The sequence below is a fragment of the Microbacterium sp. lyk4-40-TSB-66 genome (assembly GCF_030209475.1).
In the GTDB taxonomy this organism is placed as follows: domain Bacteria; phylum Actinomycetota; class Actinomycetes; order Actinomycetales; family Microbacteriaceae; genus Microbacterium.
The window spans coordinates 217,172-237,788 of sequence record NZ_JARVRW010000001.1 but is presented as its reverse complement, the minus strand read 5'-3'; the positions used below and the strand labels follow the sequence as shown (position 1 = coordinate 237,788).

The window sequence follows — 20,617 nt, the reverse complement described above, 5'->3', positions numbered from 1 at the left end:
ACACATCCGGCCGGGAGACGTCCCGGGGCGTCGACGGGCGCAGCCACCTCGCAACCCAGGACCCGAGCCCGTCGAAGGGTCCGGAGGCGGCCGGACGCGGGGGCGTCGACGGGCTCGGCCACCTCGCGTCGGTCGATCGCGGGCCGCACATCGGTAGCGTTGTCGCATGCGCGTGTGCTTGGCATCCACTTCTCCCGCCCGTCTCATGCTGCTGCGGCAGGCGGGCATCGAGCCCGAAGCGCGCGCCCCGCGGGTCGACGAGGAGGCCGTGATCGCCGAGGTCGAGGCGGCCGAAGGGCGGCGGCTCCCCGCGGCCGAGCACGTGCTGCTGCTGGCCCGACGCAAGGCCGAAGACGTGGCCCGGCGCCTGCACGCCGAAGAGCCCGGGTTCGACGGTTTCGTCATCGGGGGCGATTCGATGTTCGAGCTCGGCGACGAGATCCTCGGCAAGCCCTACACGCCCGAGGCGGCCACCGCGCGGTGGCGGCAGATGCGTGGGCGAACCGGCGTCCTGCACTCCGGTCACAGCGTGTTCCGACTCTCCCCCGGCGCCGATCCCACCGAGGCGCACGCGGTGGCCGAGGCGTCCGTGACCTTCGCCGCCGACGTCGACGACGACGAGATCGCCGCGTACGTCTCAAGCGGTGAGCCGCTGCTGGTGGCGGGCGCCTTCACCGTCGACAGCCTCGGCGGGGCGTTCATCGAACGCGTCGAGGGAGACCCCTCCACGGTGGTCGGGATGTCGCTGTCGACCACGCGCCGGCTCGTGCGGGAGCTCGGCGGTTCGTGGACCGACCTGTGGAATCGTTCGTAGAGTCCCGCACACGTTTTTCGACCTTTCTTGTGGAGTGGGGTCAAAAGGCGGGGGTGGCCCCTCGATAGGCTGGGAGGATGCCGAAGATCGCCAAGGTCCTTGTCGCCAACCGCGGCGAGATCGCCGTCCGTGTCATCCGAGCCGCCCGTGACTCGGGTAAGGCCTCCGTCGCCGTCTACGCCGATCAGGACCGCGACGCCCTCCACACGCGCCTGGCCGACGAGGCGTACGCCCTCGACGGCGCCACCAGCGCCGACACCTACCTCTCGATCGAGAAGATCCTCTCGGTCGCCCGCCGCGCCGGCGCCGACGCGGTGCACCCCGGTTACGGTTTCCTCGCCGAGAACGCCGACTTCGCCCGTGCGGTGATCGCCGCGGGGCTGGTGTGGATCGGTCCCTCCCCCGACGCCATCGAGGCCCTCGGCGACAAGGTCACCGCCCGCCACGTCGCCGAGAAGGTCGGAGCACCGCTCGCCCCCGGCACCCCCGGCCCCGTCGCAGGAGCCGACGAGGTCATCGCCTTCGCCGAGCAGGTGGGCTTGCCCATCGCCATCAAGGCCGCCTACGGCGGCGGCGGACGCGGCCTCAAGGTCGCGCGCGAACTCGGCGAGGTCGCCGAGATGTTCGAGTCGGCGACCCGCGAGGCCGTCGCCGCCTTCGGCCGCGGCGAGTGCTTCGTCGAGAAGTACCTCGACAAGCCCCGCCACGTCGAGACCCAGTGCCTCGCGGATGCCGCGGGCAACGTCGTCGTCGTCTCGACCCGCGACTGCTCGCTGCAGCGCCGTCACCAGAAGCTGGTCGAAGAGGCGCCGGCGCCCTTCCTCAGCGACGAGCAGAACGCGGTGCTGTACTCGGCATCCAAGGCCATCCTCAAGGAGGTCGGCTACGTCGGTGCGGGCACCTGCGAGTTCCTCATCGGCGCCGACGGCACCATCTCGTTCCTCGAGGTCAACACGCGTCTCCAGGTCGAGCACCCCGTCTCGGAAGAAGTCACCGGCCTCGATCTCGTGCGCGAGCAGTTCCGTCTCGCCGAGGGTGAGGAGCTCGGGTACGACGACCCCGCCCCGGTGGGCCACTCGATCGAGTTCCGCATCAACGGCGAGGACCCGGGCCGCAACTTCCTCCCCCAGCCCGGACCCATCCACGTCTTCAAGACGTTCGGCGGTCCCGGCATCCGCCTCGACTCCGGCGTCACCGCGGGTGACAGCGTCTCGGGCGCATTCGACTCGCTGCTGGCGAAGATCATCGTCACCGGCCGCGACCGTGCCGAGGCCCTCGAACGCTCGCGCCGCGCGCTCGACGAGTTCGAGGTGTCGGGCATGCCCACCGTGCTCCCCTTCCACCGGAAGGTCGTGCGCGACCCCGCCTTCACCGCCGAGGACGGCGACTTCGGCGTCTTCACGCGCTGGATCGAGACGGAATTCGTCAACGACATCCCCGCGTGGGACGGCGAGCCCGAGGCCCCCGCGGTCGTCCCCGGTCGCCACACCGTGGTCGTCGAGGTCGGCGGCAAGCGCCTCGAGGTCAGCCTGCCCGACCGCATCACGGCCGCCGCTCCCGCCGTGGGTCGCCCGGTGGCGGCTCCCCCGTCGCGTCGGTCGCACGCCGCCTCGCCCTCGGCCGGTGCCACCGGAGACGCCGTGAAGTCGCCCATGCAGGCCACGATCGTCAAGGTCGCAGTCGAAGAGGGCCAGCAGGTCGTCAAGGGCGACCTCGTGGTCGTGCTCGAAGCGATGAAGATGGAGCAGCCGATCCAGGCGCACAAGGACGGCACCATCGCCGGCATCGACGCCACCGCCGGCACCACGGTCTCGGCCGGGCACCAGCTGCTCCTGATCAACTGAGACGTTCGCTCGACGGCGCCGCCGCATCCCTCCGGGGTGCGGCGCCGTCGTCTGCCCGGGTGTCGGCGCGTCAGGCACAAGCCGCACCGGGGGGCCGGACCCACGCATAAACACGGTTCGTGCGTGTAAACACGCCCTCGCCGTGTTTCTGCGCACAGAACGTGTTTATGGCTCGACGGGACCCCGCCGACGTTGCACGGGACCCGCGACCGCCGCACCGCCGACACCGCTGCCGTGCCGGGATGGATGCCGGGAGGAAACGGCATCCGGAATCGCGGCGCCACTCGTGGCGTCGGCTCCGACACCGGCGGCGCCGGTGCGGCCCAGGGGCGCGCCCTCCCCACGCATAAACACGATTCGTGCGCATAAACACGCTCTCGCCGTGTTTCTGCGCACGGAAAGTGTTTATGCCTCGGCGGGAGCGCGCGGACGACGCGCGGCAACCCGCGAACGCCACACCGCCGACACCGGCACTGCGCCGGGATGGATGCCGGGAGAAAGAGGCATCCGGGAATCGCGGCGCCACCCATTGCGGCGACGCCGACACCGGCAGCGCCGGCGCGACCCAGGGGCGCGCCCTCCCCCACGCATAAACACGATTCGTGCGCATAAATACGCTCGCACCGTGTTTATGCGCACGGAAAGTGTTTATGCCTTGACGGAAACCCGCGGACGACGCACGGGACCCGCGACCGCCGCACCGCCGACACCGGCACCGTGCCGGGATGGATGCCGGGAGGAAGCGGCATCCGGAATCGCGGCGCCTCCCACGGCGGCGGCGACGCCGACATCGGTAGCGCCGGAGCAGCCCAGGGGCGCGCCCTCCCCCACGCATGAACACGATTCGTGCGCATAAACACGCTTTCACCGTGTTTATGCGCACGGAAAGTGTTTATGCCTCGACGGGAGCCCGCGGACGCGGCACACCGGACAGTCCCGGGACACCCCCCACCCCACGCATAAACACCATTCGTCCGCATAAACACGCTCTCGCCGTGTTTATGCGCACAGAACGTGTTTATGCCTCGACGGGAGCCCGCGGCCGCGGCGCCGGATCGCGCGCACCCGCACCGTTGCGGCTCGCAGGGATGCGGCGCGCACCGCGCCGGGACGGATGCCGGGAGGAACCGGCATCCGGAAGCTCAGTCCTCGCCCGGGTCGTCGCGGTCGACGATGTGCATCGCGCGGGCGGCGTCGGTGATGCTCGACGTGAGCGACGGATACACGGCGAAGACGCGGGCGACCTGGTCGACGGTGAGGCGACGCTCGACGGCGATCGCGATCGGGTAGATGAGCTCCGACGCCTTGGGGCCGACGATGACGCCGCCCATGACCGTGCCGCTGCCCTCGCGGGCGATGAGCTTGACGAATCCGTCGGTGATGCCCTGCATCTTCGCGCGCGGGTTGGCCGACAGCGGGAGCTTGCGCACGACGCCCGCGATGCGGCCCTCGGTGACGTCCTGCTCGCTGAAACCGACGGTGGCGATCTCGGGCGCGGTGAAGATGTTCGCCGTGATGCGACGCGTCTCGAGGGGGATGACGATGTCGCCGAGGGCGTGGAAGATCGCCTGGCGCCCCTGCATCGACGCGACGGATGCCAGGGGGTAGAAGTTCGTGCAGTCGCCGGCGGCGTAGATGTTGGGCACCGAGGTGCGGGCCACGCGGTTCACGCGGATGTGCCCCGAAGCGGTCATCTGCACTCCCGCCTGCTCGAGCCCGAGACCGGCGGTGTTGGGGATCGAGCCCACCGCCATGAGGCAGTGGCTGCCTTCGATCGTGCGGCCGTCGGCGAGGGTCACCACGACGCCGTCGCCGGTGTTCACGACCGAATCGGCGCGTGCCTTCGACAGCAGGGTCATGCCCCCGCGCTGGAAGACGCGCTCGAGCACGGCGGCGGCATCCTGGTCTTCGCCCGGGAGCACCTGATCTCGGCTCGAGACGAGCGTGACCTTCGCGCCGAGGTTCATGTAGGCCGAGGCGAACTCGGCCCCCGTCACGCCGGAGCCGACGACGATGAGGTGCGCGGGCACCGACTTCATGTTGTACAGCTGCGTCCACGTCAGGATCCGCTCACCGTCGGGCTGTGCCGACGGGAGCTCCCGCGGCGACGCGCCGACCGAGACGACGAGGGTCTCGGCCTCGACGCGATCGAAGTCGGTGCCGCCGGCCTCGGTCGAGACGACGACGGCACCCGATCCGTCGAGGCGACCGTGACCGGAGATGATGCGCACCCCCGCTTCGAGGAGCGAGGAGCGCATGTCGTCGGACTGCTGCCGCGCGAGCGAGAGCAGACGCTGGTTGACGGCGGCGAGGTTGATCGCGACCTCGGGGGCGAGGGGCTTACCGCGGTCGTCCTTGGCGAACAGCTGCACGCCGAGGCTGCTGGCGTTGCGGATGGCGACGGCCGCGTCGGCCGTGGCGATGAGGGTCTTCGAGGGCACGACGTCGGTGATGACGGCGGAGCCGCCCACGCCCGCACGCTCCACGAGGGTGACGTCGGCGCCGAGCTGCGCGGCGGACAGCGCCGCCTCGTACCCGCCGGGGCCGCCGCCGACGATCGCGACGGATTGCTTGCGCTCGAAGCTCTGCACCATGGCATCCATTCTGTCAGCGCGGCGGACCGCGCCGACCCCGCCCTTGCCTGCGGCGCAGGCGACACGCGGCCGAGGCGGCTCGCCGTCTGGCCCGCGCGGCCCGCAGTTTCTAGAGTGGGGGGATGTCCAACAGCATCTCTCACCCGCTCGACGACCCGGCGGTCGACCCCTTCGAGGTCGCCGCGTCCGCAGCGGCCGACATCGCACGCCTCTCGGGCGTCGCGCACCACGACATCGCCGTCACCCTCGGATCGGGTTGGGGGCGTGCCGCCGAACTCATCGGCGAGGAGACGGCGTCGTTCCCCGCCACCGAGGTGGTCGGCTTCTCGAAGCCCGCGCTCGAGGGGCACGTCGGAACGCTCCGCAGCGTCCGCACCCCGGGCGGTAAGAACGTCCTCGTCATCGGAGCGCGCACGCACTACTACGAGAACCACGGCGTGCGCCGGGTCGTGCACAGCGTGCGCACCGCCGCCGCCACGGGCGCCCGGACGATGATCCTGACGAACGGCGCCGGCGGCATCCGCGAGACGTGGAAGCCCGGGCAGCCCGTGCTCATCAGCGACCACATCAACCTCACCGCCGACTCGCCCCTTGAGGGCGCCACCTTCATCGACCTCACCGACCTCTACTCGACGCGCCTGCGCGACATCGCCCGGAGCATCGACCCCTCGCTCGACGAGGGCGTCTACTGCCAGTTCCGCGGGCCGCACTACGAGACCCCGGCCGAGGTGCAGATGGCGAAGGCCATCGGCGGACACATCGTCGGCATGTCGACCGCCCTCGAGGCGATCGCCGCACGCCAGGCGGGCATGGAGATCCTCGGCTTCTCGCTGATCACGAACCTGGCCGCCGGCATCCAGAAGACCCCGCTCAGCCACGAGGAGGTGCTCGAGGCCGGTCGCGAGGCCGAGCCCGTCATCTCGGCGCTGCTGGCCCGTGTGATCGGCGCGCTGTGAGCGAGAACTCCTCCGGCTCGACCGGCACGTTCGTCGACGCGGCTCGCGCCTGGGTGGCGCAGGATCCGGATGCCGTGACCCGCGACGAGCTGTCGGCTCTGCTCGCGCGCGTCGAGGACGGGGATGCCGCCGCGGCCGACGACCTCGCCGATCGCTTCCGCACCCGCCTGGCGTTCGGCACCGCGGGCCTGCGCGGCGCGCTCGGCGCCGGTCCCAACCGCATGAACCGGGTGCTCGTCGCTCAGGCCGCCGCCGGCTTCGCCGCCTTCCTCGGCGAACGCGCAGGGTCCACGACCCCGACCGTGGTCATCGGTTACGACGGTCGACGCAACTCCGACGTGTTCGCGCGCGACTCGGCCGAGATCTTCGCGGGAGCGGGGCTCAACGCGGTGCTGCTCCCGCGGATGCTGCCGACCCCCGTGCTCGCCTTCGCCGTGCGCCATCTCGGCGCCGACGCCGGTGTCATGGTCACCGCCAGCCACAACCCTCCCGACGACAACGGCTACAAGGTCTACCTCGGCGGAGCGGACGAGGGCGCGCAGATCGTTTCGCCCGCCGACGCCGAGATCGCCGCGCACATCCAGCGCGTCGCCGACGCGGGCAACGTCACGGTGCTCCCCCGCTCGGTCGGATACGCCAACGCCCCCGAGTCGCTCATCGACGCCTACGTCGCGGCCACCGCCGCGATCGCCCCCGCGCCCGCGGGCGCCGACGGCCTCAACTGGGTCTACACGGCGATGCACGGCGTGGGTTGGGAGACCGTCTCGCGGGTGCTCACCGAGGCGGGTTACCCCGCACCCACGCTCGTCGATGCGCAGATCGAGCCCGACGGCCGCTTCCCCACCGTCGCCTTCCCCAACCCGGAGGAGCCGGGCGCGATGGACCTCGCCTTCGAGACGGCGCGCACCGCGGGCGCCGAGCTCGTCATCGCCAACGATCCGGATGCCGACCGCCTCGCCGTCGCCATCCCCGACGCCGACGCCGAGGGCGGCTGGCGCCGGCTCTCCGGCAACGAGATCGGCCTGCTACTCGGGTGGCGGGCCGCCCGCGAAGCCGCCGCCGCGCGCGACGGTTCGGCGAGCGAGGGTTCCTCGAACGGCGTCCCGGACGTGGATGCCGGGGCTCCGGCATCCCTCGCCTGCTCGCTCGTGTCGTCGCCCGGACTCCAGGCGGTGGCCGAGCACTACGGTCTCGCGTTCCACTCCACCCTCACGGGCTTCAAGTGGATCTCGCGGGCGCCGGGCATCGTCTTCGGCTTCGAGGAGGCGCTCGGGTACCTCGTGAACCCCCGCACGGTCCGCGACAAAGACGGGATCTCCGCCGCCGTGGCGATGCTCGGCATGGCCGCCGAGGCGCGGGGGCAGGGGCGCACGGTCGCCGACCTGCTGCAGGAGTTCCGCGACACGTTCGGCGCGTTCGCGAGCGATCAGATCTCGATCCGCGTCAGCGACGTGGGCGAGATCGCCGGGATCATGGCATCCCTGCGCGCTGACCTGCCCACCACCGTCGGCGGTGTCGCGGTCACGCGCATCGACGACCTGCTCACCGGCGTCGACGACCTGCCGCCGGGCGATGTGCTACGACTCTGGCTCGACGGCGGATCCCGACTCATCGTGCGCCCGAGCGGCACCGAACCGAAGCTCAAGCTCTACCTCGACGTGCGCGGCTCCTCGGCCAAGAAGGCGCGCCGCCGCCTCGAGGCGCTGCGCGCGGGTGCGGAGGAGATGCTCGCGGCGGTGCGCTGACGGCGGGGCGACCGCCTCGGACCGGACGCCGGAGAGAGCGTGTTGAAGGTAGGTGAGGCGGAAGCGGTATCGGCGTCCACCTTCGGGTGAAGCGCGGGTGGACGGGTCGGCGCAGGTCGCCGGGCGCACCACAGGATGGACGTGCGCTGCTGCTGCGGCACCTCTGAGCGCACGCCGCTCCGTAGCCTCCGTGAGGTCGGCGTCCTGCGAGCGGTAGCCCGGTTCACCCTGGACGGGCAGCGAGGGGCCGCGCGCGCGGTCGGCGTGCGCATGGGGTGATGGGGTACGGCGATCCTCGTCGCCGCCCGATTTCCGCGCTGCTGGCGCGGTCGTCCCCGATGGAGCGCCCCGTGACCGAGACCCTCGCCCCCGCCGACGACGCCGCGTCGTCCGCCCGCCTCTCCCGCCGCACCGTGCTCGCCGGCTCCGCGTGGGCGGTACCCGCGATCGTCGTCACCACCGCGACGCCCGCGTTCGCGGCATCCACCGCCCCCACCCTCGCGGTCACCGCACCGAACATGCAGACCGTCGCCGCAGGCACCACCCCCGTCACCGCCACCGCGACCGACAACACCGGGCAGCCCCTCACCGGCGGTGTCGTCACCTTCTCCGGGCCGGCCGGCACGAGCTTCTCGCCCCAGAACGCCACCATCACCAACGGCGTGGCAACCACAACCCTCACCACCACCAACACGTGGGCGACCCCCGGTAGCACGCTGACCGTCACCGCGAGCACCACCGGCGCCACCACGACCGCAGCCCTCACCATGCTCGGCGCCAACGCCCGCGCCGGCGGGTACAACGGCAACCCGGCCGGATCGGCTGGCACCGGTCAGACCGGCACCACCATCCGCCCGCCCGCCCAGCTATCGCAGGTGTTCCCCTCCCCCATCGTCGCCCTGAGCGGCGGCTCCCACCCGTTTGCCGGCTCCTTCTCCGTCGCGCTCCTGCAAGACGGCACGGTGTGGACCATCGGCAGCAACGTATACGGCGCCCTGGGTGACGGCACCACCACGAGCCGCGCCACCTGGGCGAGAGTGCCGAGCCTCACCGGGGTGACACGAGTCGCGTGCACCCTCAACTCGGTGTACGCGGTGCTCAACGACGGCCGTGTGCTGGCCTGGGGATACAACGGCAGCGGCCAGATCGGCGACGGCACCAACATCGACCGGTCGATCCCCACAGCGGTCGGTGGGATCACCGGCGCCGTCGAGATCAGCGCGACGGGAGGGTCCGCAATCGCGCTTCTTTCAACGGGTGAGGTTCGCACATGGGGGTACAACGGATACGGCCAGCTCGGCAACGGCACGACGACAAGCAGCAACATCCCTATCAGTCCCGGGCTCACCGGTGTCGCCCAGGTACGCGCCGGTGGGAACACCTGCTATGCGCTGCTGTCGAACGGGCAGGTGCGCGCTTGGGGTTACGGGCGCGACGGGCAGATCGGAAATGCGGCCTCGACCGACGTCGCCGTGCCCACCGCTGTCTCGGGCATCACCACCGCTACCCAGATCTCCGCGGGTAGCAACACCGGATTCGCCCTCCTGTCGACAGGCGAGCTCCGCGGCTGGGGATACAACGGCACAGGAAGCGTGGGCGACGGCACAACGACCAACCGCAATAGTCCGACCCCCGTGGTCGGCGCCGCTGACGCCGTCTCGATAGTCAGCACGGTGGGCTCGAGTTTCGCGCAACTCGCGACCGGCGAGTACAAGGGATGGGGATCCAATCAATACGGTGAGCTCAACGACGGGACGACGATCAACCGCGCCACCCCCATCACTCTGCCCGGCACCGACGACATCGCTTCCTTCCAAGCAGCACCGAACGGTGGCGCAGTCCTCACGCTCCGCGGTGCCGCACCCGCCGTATCGGTGACCTCCGCGAACCAGCAGATCACCGCCGCCGGCGACACCCCCGTCACCGCCACCGTCGTCAACGGCCCCAACCAACCCGCCGCCCGCAAGACCGTCGCCTTCACCGGACCCAACGGCGCCACCCTCACCCCCGCCTCGGCCACCACGGACACCGCCGGTGTCGCATCCACCGTCGTCAACCTCAACGACACGTGGGCCACCCCCGGCTCCACCCGCACCATCACCGCCGCCGCCAACGGCACCACCGGCACCGCCGCGCTCACCGTGCTCGGCGCCAACGCCTACGGCATCGGGAACGGCCTCGCCCTCGGGACGCCTGCCACGACGAGCACGGTCCCCACCCCGACGCAGCTGAAGCAGGTGTTCCCCTCTCCCATTGCCTCGCTCGCCGTCGGCTGGAGCACCGTCTTCTCCCTCGCCCTGCTGGAAGACGGCACGGTCTGGTCCATCGGCAACAACCAGAACGGCCAGCTCGGCGACGGCACCACCACCAACCGCCCCACCGTCTGGGCTCGAGTCGCCGGCCTGAGCAACGTGACGCAGATATCCGCGGGACAGGGATTCGCGATGGCGCTTCTGGCATCCGGGGAGATCCGGAGCTGGGGACGCAACGATCGCGGCCAGCTCGGCAACGGCACCATCGGCGACACGCCGACCCCCGTCGCCGTGACCGGGATCACCACCGCCGTGTCCGTCTCGTGCGGAATCACGAGCGGTTACGCACTTCTGGCGGACGGGACGGTGCGCTCCTGGGGACGCAACGACAACGGCCAGCTCGGCAACGGCAGCACAGTCGACACCTCCACCCCCGTGCAGGTGTCGGGTCTCGCAGGCGTCACCCTGATCGCCGCCGCGAATGGCGAGGCCTGCTTCGCACTGCTGCCCGACGGAACCCTCCGGTCGTGGGGACGCAACAACCTCGGCCAGCTCGGTGACGGCACGACCACCGACAAATCCACTCCCGTCAGCGTCGTGGGGGTGACCGGGGTGACGCAGATCGCCCCCGGCGACACGTTCTGCCTCGCGCTGACCTCCGCCGGGACCATCAGGGCGTGGGGCTCGAACGCGACCGGGCAGCTCGGTATCGGCACGACCAGCACGGCGGCCACCACCACAGCCGTCACCGTCTCGGGAATCACCACGGCGACGCAGATCTCGGCGGGCCTCCAGTCGGGCTACGCGATCGTGAGCCCCAATTCAGGGGGCCAATACGGCACCCTGCGCAGCTGGGGCGCCAACAGCTGGGGGCAACTCGGAGACGGCACCACCACGCAACGCACAACGCCTATTGCGATCGGCGGCGCCAGCTCCGTCACCGCCATTCTCGCCGGCAACGGCGCAACGGCCGCCTACCTTCTGCGCGCACCCCGATGAACTCGATCACGAGGAACCAGCAGATCCTACGGTGACGGGTGCCTCCGCCCGACGATGTCATCCCTCGTCGGGCGGAGGCCGAGTCGCGCTCTCGTGCGCGGCGGCCAGTGCGCGGCCCTCAGCGGCGGGCGAGCGGGCGGGACGCGCGATCGACCTGCCCGAACCGTTCGTGGCGGCTCATTCCGAGGCGGGTGCGCGCGTGATGCAGGTGCGATTCGACCGTGCGCACCGAAAGACCGAGACGGCGGGCGATCTGCGCATTCGACGCCCCCGTCACGGCGAGGTCGACCACTTCCCGTTCGCGCGATGTCAGCACATCGAGCGAGGGCTCGGGATCGACCCGGGCGGCCACGCGCATACCGTCGACGAAGGTGCGCAGGGGCGCGAGATCGAACCGCTCCGCCAGCGACACGGCACGCTCGCGGACCAGCGCGAGGGGGACGCCGGCGTCCGCCAGGACGCTCAGGAGCGAGGGCAGGAGGATCGGCATCCGTCGTTCCGCCAGCGGAATCGCGCGATGCGCGCGTGCCGCCGCGGCATCCAGCCGCCCATTGGCCACCTCGAAGCGCGCGCAGACCGTCTCGCGAAGCACCGGGAAACTACCGCGTGACCATCCCGTCGACGTCGCGTCCACCCGCTCGAGCGCCTCGGCCGCGTGCACGAGATCGCCCCGCGCGATGAAGGCGACGGCGCCCATGGCGTCGTACCAGATGCGCAGCGACTCCGGCGGGGCGATCCGCGGGATCTGCAGACTGGTGAAGGCGACATCGGGGCGCATGCGCAGGAGCTGCACCGACGCGTCCAAGAGGGCGAGGACGGCGACCTCGTCCTGCCGGTCGCCCCACCGCGCCGACAGCAGGCGGCGCCGCGTCGCACTCTCGACGGCGACGACGTCTTCGCCGATCATCACCATCGCGTAGGCGTGCAGGAGGAACAGGGTGAGGTCGGTCTCGACCTCCCACCCGTGCGTCGCCTGTCGACCGCGCAACAGGGCACGCGCGCGGGCGGCGTCTCCGCGTGACGCGGCGAGTGCCGCCTGCAGGGCGGAATCGACGACCGCCGCATCGGGCCGCGCAGCGTCGACGGGCTGGGGCCCGAGCGCTCTCTCGGCGAAGGAGGCCCCGTTGGGCAGCGACAGCATCGCCACCGCGTGGTCGAGTCGGATGCGCCAGTCGTCGTCGTCGGGCGCCCAGCTCACCAGCGCTCGTAGGCGGTCGCCGGCTGCCTCCGACCCGGCGCACGTGGCGCTGAGCGCGCGCACGTACACGTGCAACGCCAGCTCCCGCTCGGCCGCCGTGACGGGCTTGGGCAGAGTCCGAAGAAGAAGCTCGGCCTCGGTGTAGTCCTCCAGGGCGATGCGCGTGAGGACGAGCGCCGCCGTGGCCCGCAGGTCGGGGCCGCCGTCCAGAATGCGGGCGATGATGGCGAGGGAATCGCGCGGCACACCCGATCGGGCGAGTGTCAGCGCCGCGCGCGGGAGGACCGCGGCCAGCGGGTCCGCCAACGGACCGGTCGTCTCGACCAGCCCGGCGTGACGCGCGCAGAACACCTCCTCGGCCGGGGTCAGCACATCGCCCCGGCGGAGGAGGTCGAGAAGACGGTGGGCGATGTCGCGCCGTTCCTCGGGGTGTTCCTCGCGCGGCGCGGACTCCTGAACGACCCGGGCCAGCAGAGGGCTCACCGCAGCCGACCCCGCCTCGACCGCGGCGACGACGAGATTGCCGTCGTGAAAGCGCGCGAGGACGTCCGAGGGGACGACCGACCCGACGTGGCGGAGCGGGATCGCCCCGAGCTCGAACACGATGGCCAGCAGACGGCGGTCGCGGGCGTCGAGGGGCGCCAGCATCCGCGTGAGGGATTCGACGAGACCGCCGGGCAGGAGATCGGCGAACGGCTCGATCGGGCACACCGCGTGCATCCGCCCGCGGACCGCCGCCACCTCGACCAGCTCGTCGACGAGCGCGGGGCTGCCGGCGCTGACGTGATGCAGCGCCATCGTCCATGCGTCATCCGCGGGTCCGACCCCGTGCCGGCTCTCCCGCAGCGCGTTACCGAGGGCGGCGGTCTCGGGAAGGGTCAGGGGTCCCACCGCGATGCTCAGCCGGTCGGCGTCCTCGACGAGCGGCCTGAGCAGCTCCCAGCGGTGCACCGATCGGCGGGCGACCTCGTGCCGCGGAGCGAGGGCGGCGAGCAGCACCGCGTCCGACGCGGCGAGCGCGTCGACGAGGGCCGCCGCCGCGGCATCCGGAAGCAGGTCGATGTCGTCGACGACGAGGATCCCGCGGCGGGCCGCGACCTCCGCGACCGCGTCGGCGACGTCGTCGACTCCGACGAGTGCGCGCCGATCGGAGACCCCCGAGCGGACCGTGACGACACCGGCCCGCGTCTCGACGATGTACGTGGGTCGGGGCTGCGCCTCGGCGATCGCCGCGAGCAGGCGCGAGCGGCCGCTGCGCGCGGGCCCCGTCAGCAGCACGCTGCGCTTCGCGCGCAACGCCTCCGCCGCGATCAGCTTCTCTCGCGTACGCCCCACCAATGGTCGACCTGCGCCCATGCCGTGTCTCCCTGAACTCCACGCGTCCACGGACGCGCCCCGGTTCGTTCCTACACCGATCTGCGTGCCGAGTCCGTGGTTCGGGAGGGGAATCAGTAGTCCGAGCGGCATACGGAGTTCATAGGAGACCCCTAAGTAGTCCGATTCCGTACGGGGCACGGATGCCCGCCTGCGATCCCCCGCCTAGCTTCGCCTTGCACCGCACCATCCGGCCCGCGGTGGGCTCGAAGGTGTGCGGCCATCCAGGAAGCAGGCATCCATGACCATTCGTCCACACACCTCTGCCCGAACGGGGCGGGCCGTGCGCACCATCGGGGCCACCGCCGCCGTCGCAGCACTCCTCCTCCCCGCCACGGCGGCGAACGCTGCCCCCGCGGACGTCGTGTCGCAGGGCACGGGCCGTCTCGTTCAGACGTCCCTCCTCGGCACCGACATCCTCGACACCGTCGCCGCCCTCCGTGGCGCGAACGCCGTCAACACCGACGCCTCGGGCGACGTCATCGTCGACCAGCCCCTCGACGCCGAGGCCATCGCCGGCCTCGTCGCACTTCAGGCGGGTTCGACGAACCTCTTCGGCGACAACGGCATCATCCAGCTCGGCGCGGTGGGTCAGTACGCCCGCGCGAACGACGACGGCAGCTCGTCGGCGTTCTCGGGTGCGGTCTCGGCGGCACCGAGCCTCATCGGCGTCGGCACCGTCACGCCCTCCAGCGTCGGCGACCCCTCCGCGGAGAACACCGCCAGCATCACGGTCGGCGGTGCCGACGCCCTCGCGGGGCTGCAGGTGAACATCGGAACGCTCGCGGCATCCGCCCTCAACGACACCGACGGCACCCAGAGCGGACAGTACGTCGTCGCCGACGTCGGCATCGTCGTCAACGGAACCCTCGTCTCGGGCGTGCTGAACACCCTCAACCCCGCGATCGACACGCTGCTCGCCGCGGCCGCCGTCACCGGTCTCGACCTCGACAACCCGTTCTCCTCGGGCACCATCACGCTGACCGAGGACGACCTGCTCGCCGCGGCGGGGGTCGCCGACATCAACGAGCTCCCCGCCGGCACCGACCTGCTGTCGTTCGTGCCCGCGGCCGTGGTGTCGCAGATCTCCGACGGCGTCAACGGGATCCTGAATGCCGTCCAGGCCCGCGTCGACGAGCTGGGTCTGGCCGGTCTCGTCCTCGGCACCGCACTCGGTGTCGCGGAAGCCGTCATCAACCCGGTGCTCGACGGCCTGGTCGACAGCCTCCAGGGCCCGCTCGGCGCGGCCATCACCGCGCTCGCGCAGCTGCAGGTCAACGTGCAGTCGACGGACGGCGGCACCTTCACCCAGACGGCGCTGCGCGTCGGGCTCGGCACGGCGGGCGCGATCGCGACCGTCGATCTGGCCACCGCGTCGGTCGGTCCCAACGCCGGGCAGCTCGCTGTTCCGGTCGCCGGTCCCGAGTCGCTGGCCCTCGCCGGTGGCGGATTCGGTCTCGCAGCCGTCATCGTCGCCGCGGTGATGCTGCGACGCCGCAGCCAGCTCGCAGCCGCACCGGCCCAGGGCTGATCGCGTGTACCGCAACGGTGCGATGGGCGGCGGCGCCGTCGGCATTCTCGCGGTCACCGGCTACGCGGCCCCGACGGCGACACTCGCCGTCGTCGGGGTCGGCGCGGCCGTGATCGGCGGACTGCTGGCCTGGCGCTCGCGGCGTCATCGGTCACAGGATGCCGTCGACCTGGCATCCGGAGAGGACACCCCCCGCTCGTGAACGCCCTCGAGTTCCTCTTCTCGCTGTCTTTCGTCTTCCTGGTGATGTTCCTCACCTACACGGCGCTGATCGTGGTTCCCTTCGTACGCCGTCGTGGCGCCGTCGAGGGCGATCCGGCGGCGTTCGAGTGGCACGCGTTCATCCCCTGTCGAGACGAGGCGGCAGTGATCGCCGAGACGATCAGGAGGACTCGAGAGCGGTTCCCGACGGTTCATCTGTGGATCATCGACGACGCCAGCACCGACGGCACCGGCGACATCGTCGCGGGCTTCGCCGACACGGATCCGCTGGTGCACGCCGTGATCCGCCGGCTCCCCGACGCCCGCACGGGCAAGGGGGCCGCCCTGAACGCCGCGTATGCCCTGTTAGCGGAGTGGCGGGCGCTGCGCGGTGACCGCGGCGTCGAGGACGATCACACGATCGTGATCGTCCTCGACGCCGACGGATCGCTCGCCGAGAACGCCCTCGCCCAGGCGGCCGGGCTCGCGGCATTCGGCTCGCCCGATGTGGGCGCGATGCAGGTGGCGGTGCGCATGAGCAACCGCGACGACCCCGCCCCGGCCCCGGGGCAGGGCAAGCTCGGGCAGGCCTGGGCGCGCTACCTCATCCGCATGCAGGACATCGAGTTCCGCACGACCATCGCCGCGATGCAGGTGCTGCGCATGCGGACGGTGTCGGTGGGGCTCGGCGGCAACGGACAGTTCACCCGCCTCAGCGCGCTGCGCGCCGCCTCCGCCGAGGAGGGCGTGCCGTGGGGCGACGCCCTGCTGGAGGACTACGAGGTGGGCCTTCGCATCATGCTCGCCGGCTACCGCACCGTCTACGCCCACGACACCTGGGTGTCGCAAGAGGCCCTGCCCTCGGCCCGACGCCTGCTCACCCAGCGCACCCGCTGGTGCCAGGGCGGGCTGCAGTGCGCCCGCTACCTCCCGAAGATCTACGCGTCGCGCACCTTCACCAACGCGGGGGCGTTGGAGGCGGCGTACTTCCTCGCCATCCCCTACATCCAACTGATCGGGTTCGTGCTCTGGCCCACGGTCACCATCGCCATGATCGTGTCGGGAGCGCTCTCGCCCGGCGGGCTGTTCGGGTGGCTGGCCGGCGCCACCTGGATCATCCCGCTGTGGGTGCTCACCGGCATCCTCCCCTTCGCCCTCTGGCCCATCGTGTACGTCACGCGGGAGGAGCGGCATCCCCTCTGGCGTGCGGGACTCTGGGGTCTGGGCTACTGGCTGTACATGTACCAGAGCTACATCTGCGTGGTACGCGCCTTCGCCCGCATGATGACGGGGCGCCGCGGATGGACCAAGACCCGCCGCAACGCCGAGGCCGGACGCCTGCTGCTGGCGGTGGAATCGTGAGCGTCGCGGTCTCGCCTCTCCGGGCCCGCGGGGGCCGGGCGAACGCGCGTGACCGACGCGTCCGAATGGCGCGCCTCGCCACCGCGGGGGCGCTGGCGATCGCCGCAGCGGCCCTCATCGCGACCGAGGCGACCACGCGTGCCGCCGAGGCGATCCTCGCGCGCGAGTTCATCGGCCTCGTCGCCCCCGGCCGCGCCGTCGCCGCAGGCCCCATCGTATGGTTCGGCATCGGGACCCCCGAAGTCACGGGTCTGGTCATCACCACGATGTGCTCGACCACCGTGCTGGCGGTCCCGCTGCTGCTGCTCGCCGTCGCGATCACCGGCATCACGCGTGCCCCCACGGGCCGCGTCGGGATCGGGCTGCTGGTGGGACTCGGTCTCGCCGTGGCCTGCAACATGATCCGCTTCGCCTCCGCCGCCTGGGCGTACGGCGCCTACGGGCGCGAGGGATTCGACCTCGTGCACCGCTACGTCGGTTCGCTGTTCGTCATCGTTGGGTTCGTCCTGGCGATCGTGCTGCTGCTGCGGATCTCGCTGCGCGAGGCCGGCTCGCGGCGGGCGGGTGGTCGGGCGCCCGGCGCGGTCGGCTCCGGTGCCGCTGCGTCTCGTTCTGCGGGGGCGGGTTCGGTCGGGTCCGGGCCCGGCGCGTTCGGGCGGTCGGGGGCTCGTGCGGGTGGCTCCGCGGGGGCTTCGCCCCACGCGTCGAGTACGACGCCCTCACCTGTGGACGGCGCCGGCGGGACCGCGTTGCGCCCGGCGCCGTCCGCTGTGGCCGACGCCGGCGGGACCGCGTCGCGCCCGGCGCCGTCCGCTGTAGCCGACGCCGGCGGGACCGCGTCGCGCCCGGCGCCGTCCGCTGTAGCCGACGCCGGCGGGACCGCGTCGCGCCCCTCCGCGTCCGACCCGAACGAAGGGAACCGCCCGTGACATACCCGTGGATCGACGTCGTCTACGGCACGCGGCCCGAGGCGATCAAGTGCGCCCCGCTCGTCGCGGAGCTGCGGCGACGCAACGGCATCCGCACGACCGTGACCGTCACCGGCCAGCACCGCGAGATGGTCGCCGAGATAAACGCGTCGTTCGGCATCCGTCCCGACGCCGATCTCGACGTGTTCCGTCGCGGCGCCGCCCTCGCCGAGACGACCTCGACGATCTTCGCCGCCCTCTCGGCCCGCTGGGCCGACGGAGCACCGGATGCCGTGGTGGTGCAGGGCGACACCGCGAGCGCCGCGCTCGCCGCGGTGGCGGCCTACTACGCCGGCGCTCGCGTCATCCATCTCGAAGCGGGTCTGCGCTCGGGCGATCTGCGCTCACCTTTCCCCGAGGAGGGCAACCGGCGCCTCATCGCACCGCTGGCATCGCTGCATCTGGCTCCGACGGGTGCGGCTGAGCGGAACCTCCTCGCGGAGGGCGTGAGCGCCGACGACATCGTCGTCACCGGCAACACCGGCATCGACGCCCTGCACCGCCAGAAGACGCACCCGCACCGCTTCGACGATCCCGCGATGGAGCAGATCGCCGTAGGTACGCAGCGCGTCGTGCTCGTCACGGTGCATCGGCGCGAGTCGTGGGGTGGGCCGCTCGGGCGTATCGCCTCGGGCATCGCCGAGGTCGTCTCAGCGCGTCCCGACGTGGTGGCGGTGCTCCCCCTGCATCCCAATCCGCAGGTCCGTGCCGAGGTGCGCGCGGCCGTCGGCGATGCGGAGCGGGTCGTGCTCTGCGAGCCCCTCCCCTACGCCCAGTTCGGGCGCATGCTGGGGCGGGCCTACTGCACGGTGACCGATTCGGGGGGTGTGCAGGAGGAGGCGCCGGCCCTCGGCGTGCCGGCGCTCGTGGTGCGCGAGACCACCGAACGTGGCGAGGGGGTCGCCGCGGGGGCGGCGCGCCTCATCGGTACGAGGCGGGAGGCGGTCGTCGCGGAGCTCTCCGCTCTGCTCGACGACCCCGCGGCGCACGCGCGGATGTCCCGGGCGCAGAACCTCTACGGCGACGGTCGCGCCGCCCCGCGCGCCGTCGACGCGATCGAGCGGTTGCTGGGCGTTGCGGCGGGGGGTGCGGGTGCGGGTGCGGGTGCTGGTGCGGGTGCGGGTGCTGCGGCGGGTGCCGATGCTGCGGCGGGTGCGGATGCGGGTGCGGATGCTGCTGCGGGTGCGGATGCACTCGTGGAGGCTCCGGTCGTGGAGACGCCAGTGGGGGCTTCGGTCGCGGGGGCCGCGAAGGGGTCGGCACCCGCCGAGCCCGCGGAACTTGCCGGCGTCGGCCTGTAGTTCGGGCGCGGTCGCGGGTGTGTAGGTAAGGCCGCGATCGGCCGCCGGCTAAGGGGGCGGGCTGCCGGTGGCGCAGGGGGGGCGGTGGGCGGCCAGCGGCGCAGGGGGCGGCCGACTGCCGAGCGGCGCAGGGGCGCTGCGCGGCGGCCGGGTGGCCCGACGGGGCGCGGAATGTGCAGTGGGGCGACCGAGAATCGCCCCGCTGCACATTTTCGGCCCCGGCAGCGGTCACGCCACCGTTCCTCCCCCGCGGCGCTCACACCTGACTCCTCCACGAGGACGGCGTCAGCGACAACGTCGCGACGGGGATCGCGGCATCGTGGGCGGATGACGTCGGAATTCACGCTGCCGCTCATTCGCCGCCGACAGCTCGACGACCTCGGGTGGGGTTCTCGGCGCGTGCGCCGCGAGGTCGAGCAGGGTCACCTCGCGGTCGTCCGACACGGCGTCTACGCACGCGCGGAAGACATGGCGCACCTCACCCGCGCGGAGCAGAAGGTCGTCGTCGGGGCCCGCGCGCTCGCGCTGATCAGCCGACGGCGGCCGACGTTCTGCGGGATCACCGCGGCCGCCATACACGGACTCCCCTGCCTGCGCGACGACGGCAGACTCCATGTCCTCAGCACCGACGAGCGCCCCGGTGCACCCGCAGATGTCGTGCGACACCGCGACCTCGACGATCGCAGCTTCGAGGAGGTGAACGGTCTCTGGTGCACGCCCCTCGCCCGAACCGTCGCCGACGTCGCGCGCAACGAAATGCGGGACGTCTCGCTCAGCGTCGCAGACGCGGCGTTGCGGCGACACGCATTCGAGCCGCCGGGGGCGTACGACGCGGAGGCAGCGTCCCGTCTGCGCGAGGAGGCTCTCGCCTGGGCGGGTCTCGCGAGGCGGAACCGGCGCACGGCGGAGCGCATCCTGCACCTCGCGGATGGTCGTGCCCAGCTCCCGGGAGAAAGCGTCAGCCGGATGCGGCTGCTCGATCTCGGCTTCGCCGCACCGTCGCTGCAGGTTCCCGTGGCCGCGCCGCACGGCGGCACCTACTGGGTCGACTTCGGACTCGACGACGTGGGCGCATGGGGCGAGTTCGATGGGAAGGCCAAGTACAACGAGCTCGCCGAGGCGGCCGGGAGATCGGCGTTCGAGGTGGTCGACCGTGAGAAACGGCGCGAGGACTGGATCCGTGGGACGACGAACAGGCGCTTCGCCCGGTGGGGATGGGACGACCTTCGCGATGCCGCGACCCTCGGCCGGCGCCTTCACGCGTTCGGCATCACGCCCCCGCGCTGACCCGCCCGACCGCGGGTGCAGAGTCCCGCGCCAGCATGTACCAGGCCTCCGCCGCCGGGCTCCCGCCACGACCACCAGCGCCCGCGCCGCACACGCCAGCTCAGCCCGACCGGGGCACGCCCGACCGGGGCACGCAATGTGCACTGGGGCGACGACAACCCGCCCCACTGCACATCCCGCGCCCCACCGCA

The 20,617-nt window shown here is 71.9% G+C and carries 13 protein-coding genes; 11 read left to right on the top strand and 2 right to left on the bottom strand.

Going from position 1 to position 20,617, the window contains the following annotated elements; translation table 11 throughout:
* Positions 1–166: 166 nt before the first annotated feature.
* Together QRO03_RS01070 and QRO03_RS01065 are read left to right on the top strand one after the other, a co-directional pair.
* Positions 167–814 (top strand): Maf family protein, encoded by a 648-nt coding sequence (locus tag QRO03_RS01070; protein WP_285135675.1) that lies wholly within the window; start codon positions 167–169, stop codon positions 812–814.
* Positions 815–891: 77 nt separating this feature from the next.
* Positions 892–2,658: an ATP-binding protein gene (locus QRO03_RS01065; RefSeq protein ID WP_285135674.1), complete on the top strand. Its 1,767-nt coding sequence runs from the start codon at positions 892–894 to the stop codon at positions 2,656–2,658.
* Between the two features lie 1,142 nt (positions 2,659–3,800).
* On the opposite strand, the gene QRO03_RS01060 is transcribed toward QRO03_RS01065, so the two are convergent.
* The gene (locus QRO03_RS01060) at positions 3,801–5,261 is read right to left on the bottom strand and encodes an NAD(P)H-quinone dehydrogenase (protein WP_285135673.1); all 1,461 of its coding nucleotides are present in this window, start codon (positions 5,259–5,261) and stop codon (positions 3,801–3,803) included.
* A 113-nt stretch (positions 5,262–5,374) separates the two neighbouring features.
* On the opposite strand from QRO03_RS01060, the gene QRO03_RS01055 reads away from it, so the two are divergent.
* The 3 genes from QRO03_RS01055 to QRO03_RS01045 all read left to right on the top strand — a co-directional run bounded on the left by QRO03_RS01055 (position 5,375) and on the right by QRO03_RS01045 (position 11,204).
* Complete coding sequence (locus QRO03_RS01055; protein ID WP_285135672.1) at positions 5,375–6,208, top strand: purine-nucleoside phosphorylase; 834 nt, start codon at positions 5,375–5,377, stop codon at positions 6,206–6,208.
* Positions 6,205–7,953 carry a phospho-sugar mutase gene (locus QRO03_RS01050; protein ID WP_285135671.1) on the top strand — a complete coding sequence of 583 codons (1,749 nt, stop codon included), beginning with the start codon at positions 6,205–6,207 and terminating at the stop codon, positions 7,951–7,953. Before QRO03_RS01055 ends, QRO03_RS01050 begins: the two co-directional genes overlap by 4 nt.
* Before the next feature lie 350 nt (positions 7,954–8,303).
* Positions 8,304–11,204 (top strand): RCC1 domain-containing protein, encoded by a 2,901-nt coding sequence (locus QRO03_RS01045; RefSeq protein WP_285135670.1) that lies wholly within the window; start codon positions 8,304–8,306, stop codon positions 11,202–11,204.
* 118 nt (positions 11,205–11,322) lie between these two features.
* Here the strand turns inward: QRO03_RS01045 and QRO03_RS01040 are convergent, their stop codons facing one another.
* Complete coding sequence (locus QRO03_RS01040) at positions 11,323–13,758, bottom strand: helix-turn-helix transcriptional regulator (RefSeq protein WP_285135669.1); 2,436 nt, start codon at positions 13,756–13,758, stop codon at positions 11,323–11,325.
* A gap of 259 nt (positions 13,759–14,017) precedes the next feature.
* Here QRO03_RS01040 and QRO03_RS01035 point away from each other — a divergent pair, with 259 nt between their 5' ends.
* The 6 genes from QRO03_RS01035 to QRO03_RS01010 all read left to right on the top strand — a co-directional run bounded on the left by QRO03_RS01035 (position 14,018) and on the right by QRO03_RS01010 (position 20,426).
* Positions 14,018–15,307 (top strand): PVV-CTERM domain-containing choice-of-anchor G protein, encoded by a 1,290-nt coding sequence (locus QRO03_RS01035; protein WP_285135668.1) that lies wholly within the window; start codon positions 14,018–14,020, stop codon positions 15,305–15,307.
* 4 nt (positions 15,308–15,311) lie between these two features.
* A complete protein-coding gene (locus tag QRO03_RS01030) occupies positions 15,312–15,509 on the top strand; it encodes an LPXTG cell wall anchor domain-containing protein (protein WP_183418296.1) in 198 nt (65 codons plus the stop codon).
* Complete coding sequence (locus QRO03_RS01025; protein ID WP_285135667.1) at positions 15,506–16,870, top strand: XrtP-associated glycosyltransferase; 1,365 nt, start codon at positions 15,506–15,508, stop codon at positions 16,868–16,870. Before QRO03_RS01030 ends, QRO03_RS01025 begins: the two co-directional genes overlap by 4 nt.
* Positions 16,871–16,935: 65 nt before the next feature.
* Positions 16,936–17,799, top strand: a complete 864-nt coding sequence (gene xrtS, locus QRO03_RS01020; protein WP_285135666.1) for an exosortase S — start codon at positions 16,936–16,938, stop codon at positions 17,797–17,799.
* Positions 17,796–19,139, top strand: coding sequence for a non-hydrolyzing UDP-N-acetylglucosamine 2-epimerase (gene wecB, locus QRO03_RS01015; RefSeq protein ID WP_350224110.1), 1,344 nt, complete (start codon positions 17,796–17,798; stop codon positions 19,137–19,139). Before xrtS ends, wecB begins: the two co-directional genes overlap by 4 nt.
* 327 nt (positions 19,140–19,466) lie before the next feature.
* Complete coding sequence (locus QRO03_RS01010; protein ID WP_285135665.1) at positions 19,467–20,426, top strand: type IV toxin-antitoxin system AbiEi family antitoxin domain-containing protein; 960 nt, start codon at positions 19,467–19,469, stop codon at positions 20,424–20,426.
* The last annotated feature ends 191 nt before the right edge of the window (positions 20,427–20,617 follow it).

Coding starts and splice junctions, on each gene's coding strand:
- QRO03_RS01070 (WP_285135675.1), top strand. CDS start 167: ATGCGCGTGTGCTTGGCATCCACTTCTCCCGCCCGTCTCATGCTGCTG.
- QRO03_RS01065 (WP_285135674.1), top strand. CDS start 892: ATGCCGAAGATCGCCAAGGTCCTTGTCGCCAACCGCGGCGAGATCGCC.
- QRO03_RS01060 (WP_285135673.1), bottom strand. CDS start 5,261: ATGGATGCCATGGTGCAGAGCTTCGAGCGCAAGCAATCCGTCGCGATC.
- QRO03_RS01055 (WP_285135672.1), top strand. CDS start 5,375: ATGTCCAACAGCATCTCTCACCCGCTCGACGACCCGGCGGTCGACCCC.
- QRO03_RS01040 (WP_285135669.1), bottom strand. CDS start 13,758: ATGGGCGCAGGTCGACCATTGGTGGGGCGTACGCGAGAGAAGCTGATC.
- QRO03_RS01035 (WP_285135668.1), top strand. CDS start 14,018: ATGACCATTCGTCCACACACCTCTGCCCGAACGGGGCGGGCCGTGCGC.
- xrtS (WP_285135666.1), top strand. CDS start 16,936: ATGGCGCGCCTCGCCACCGCGGGGGCGCTGGCGATCGCCGCAGCGGCC.
- QRO03_RS01010 (WP_285135665.1), top strand. CDS start 19,467: ATGACGTCGGAATTCACGCTGCCGCTCATTCGCCGCCGACAGCTCGAC.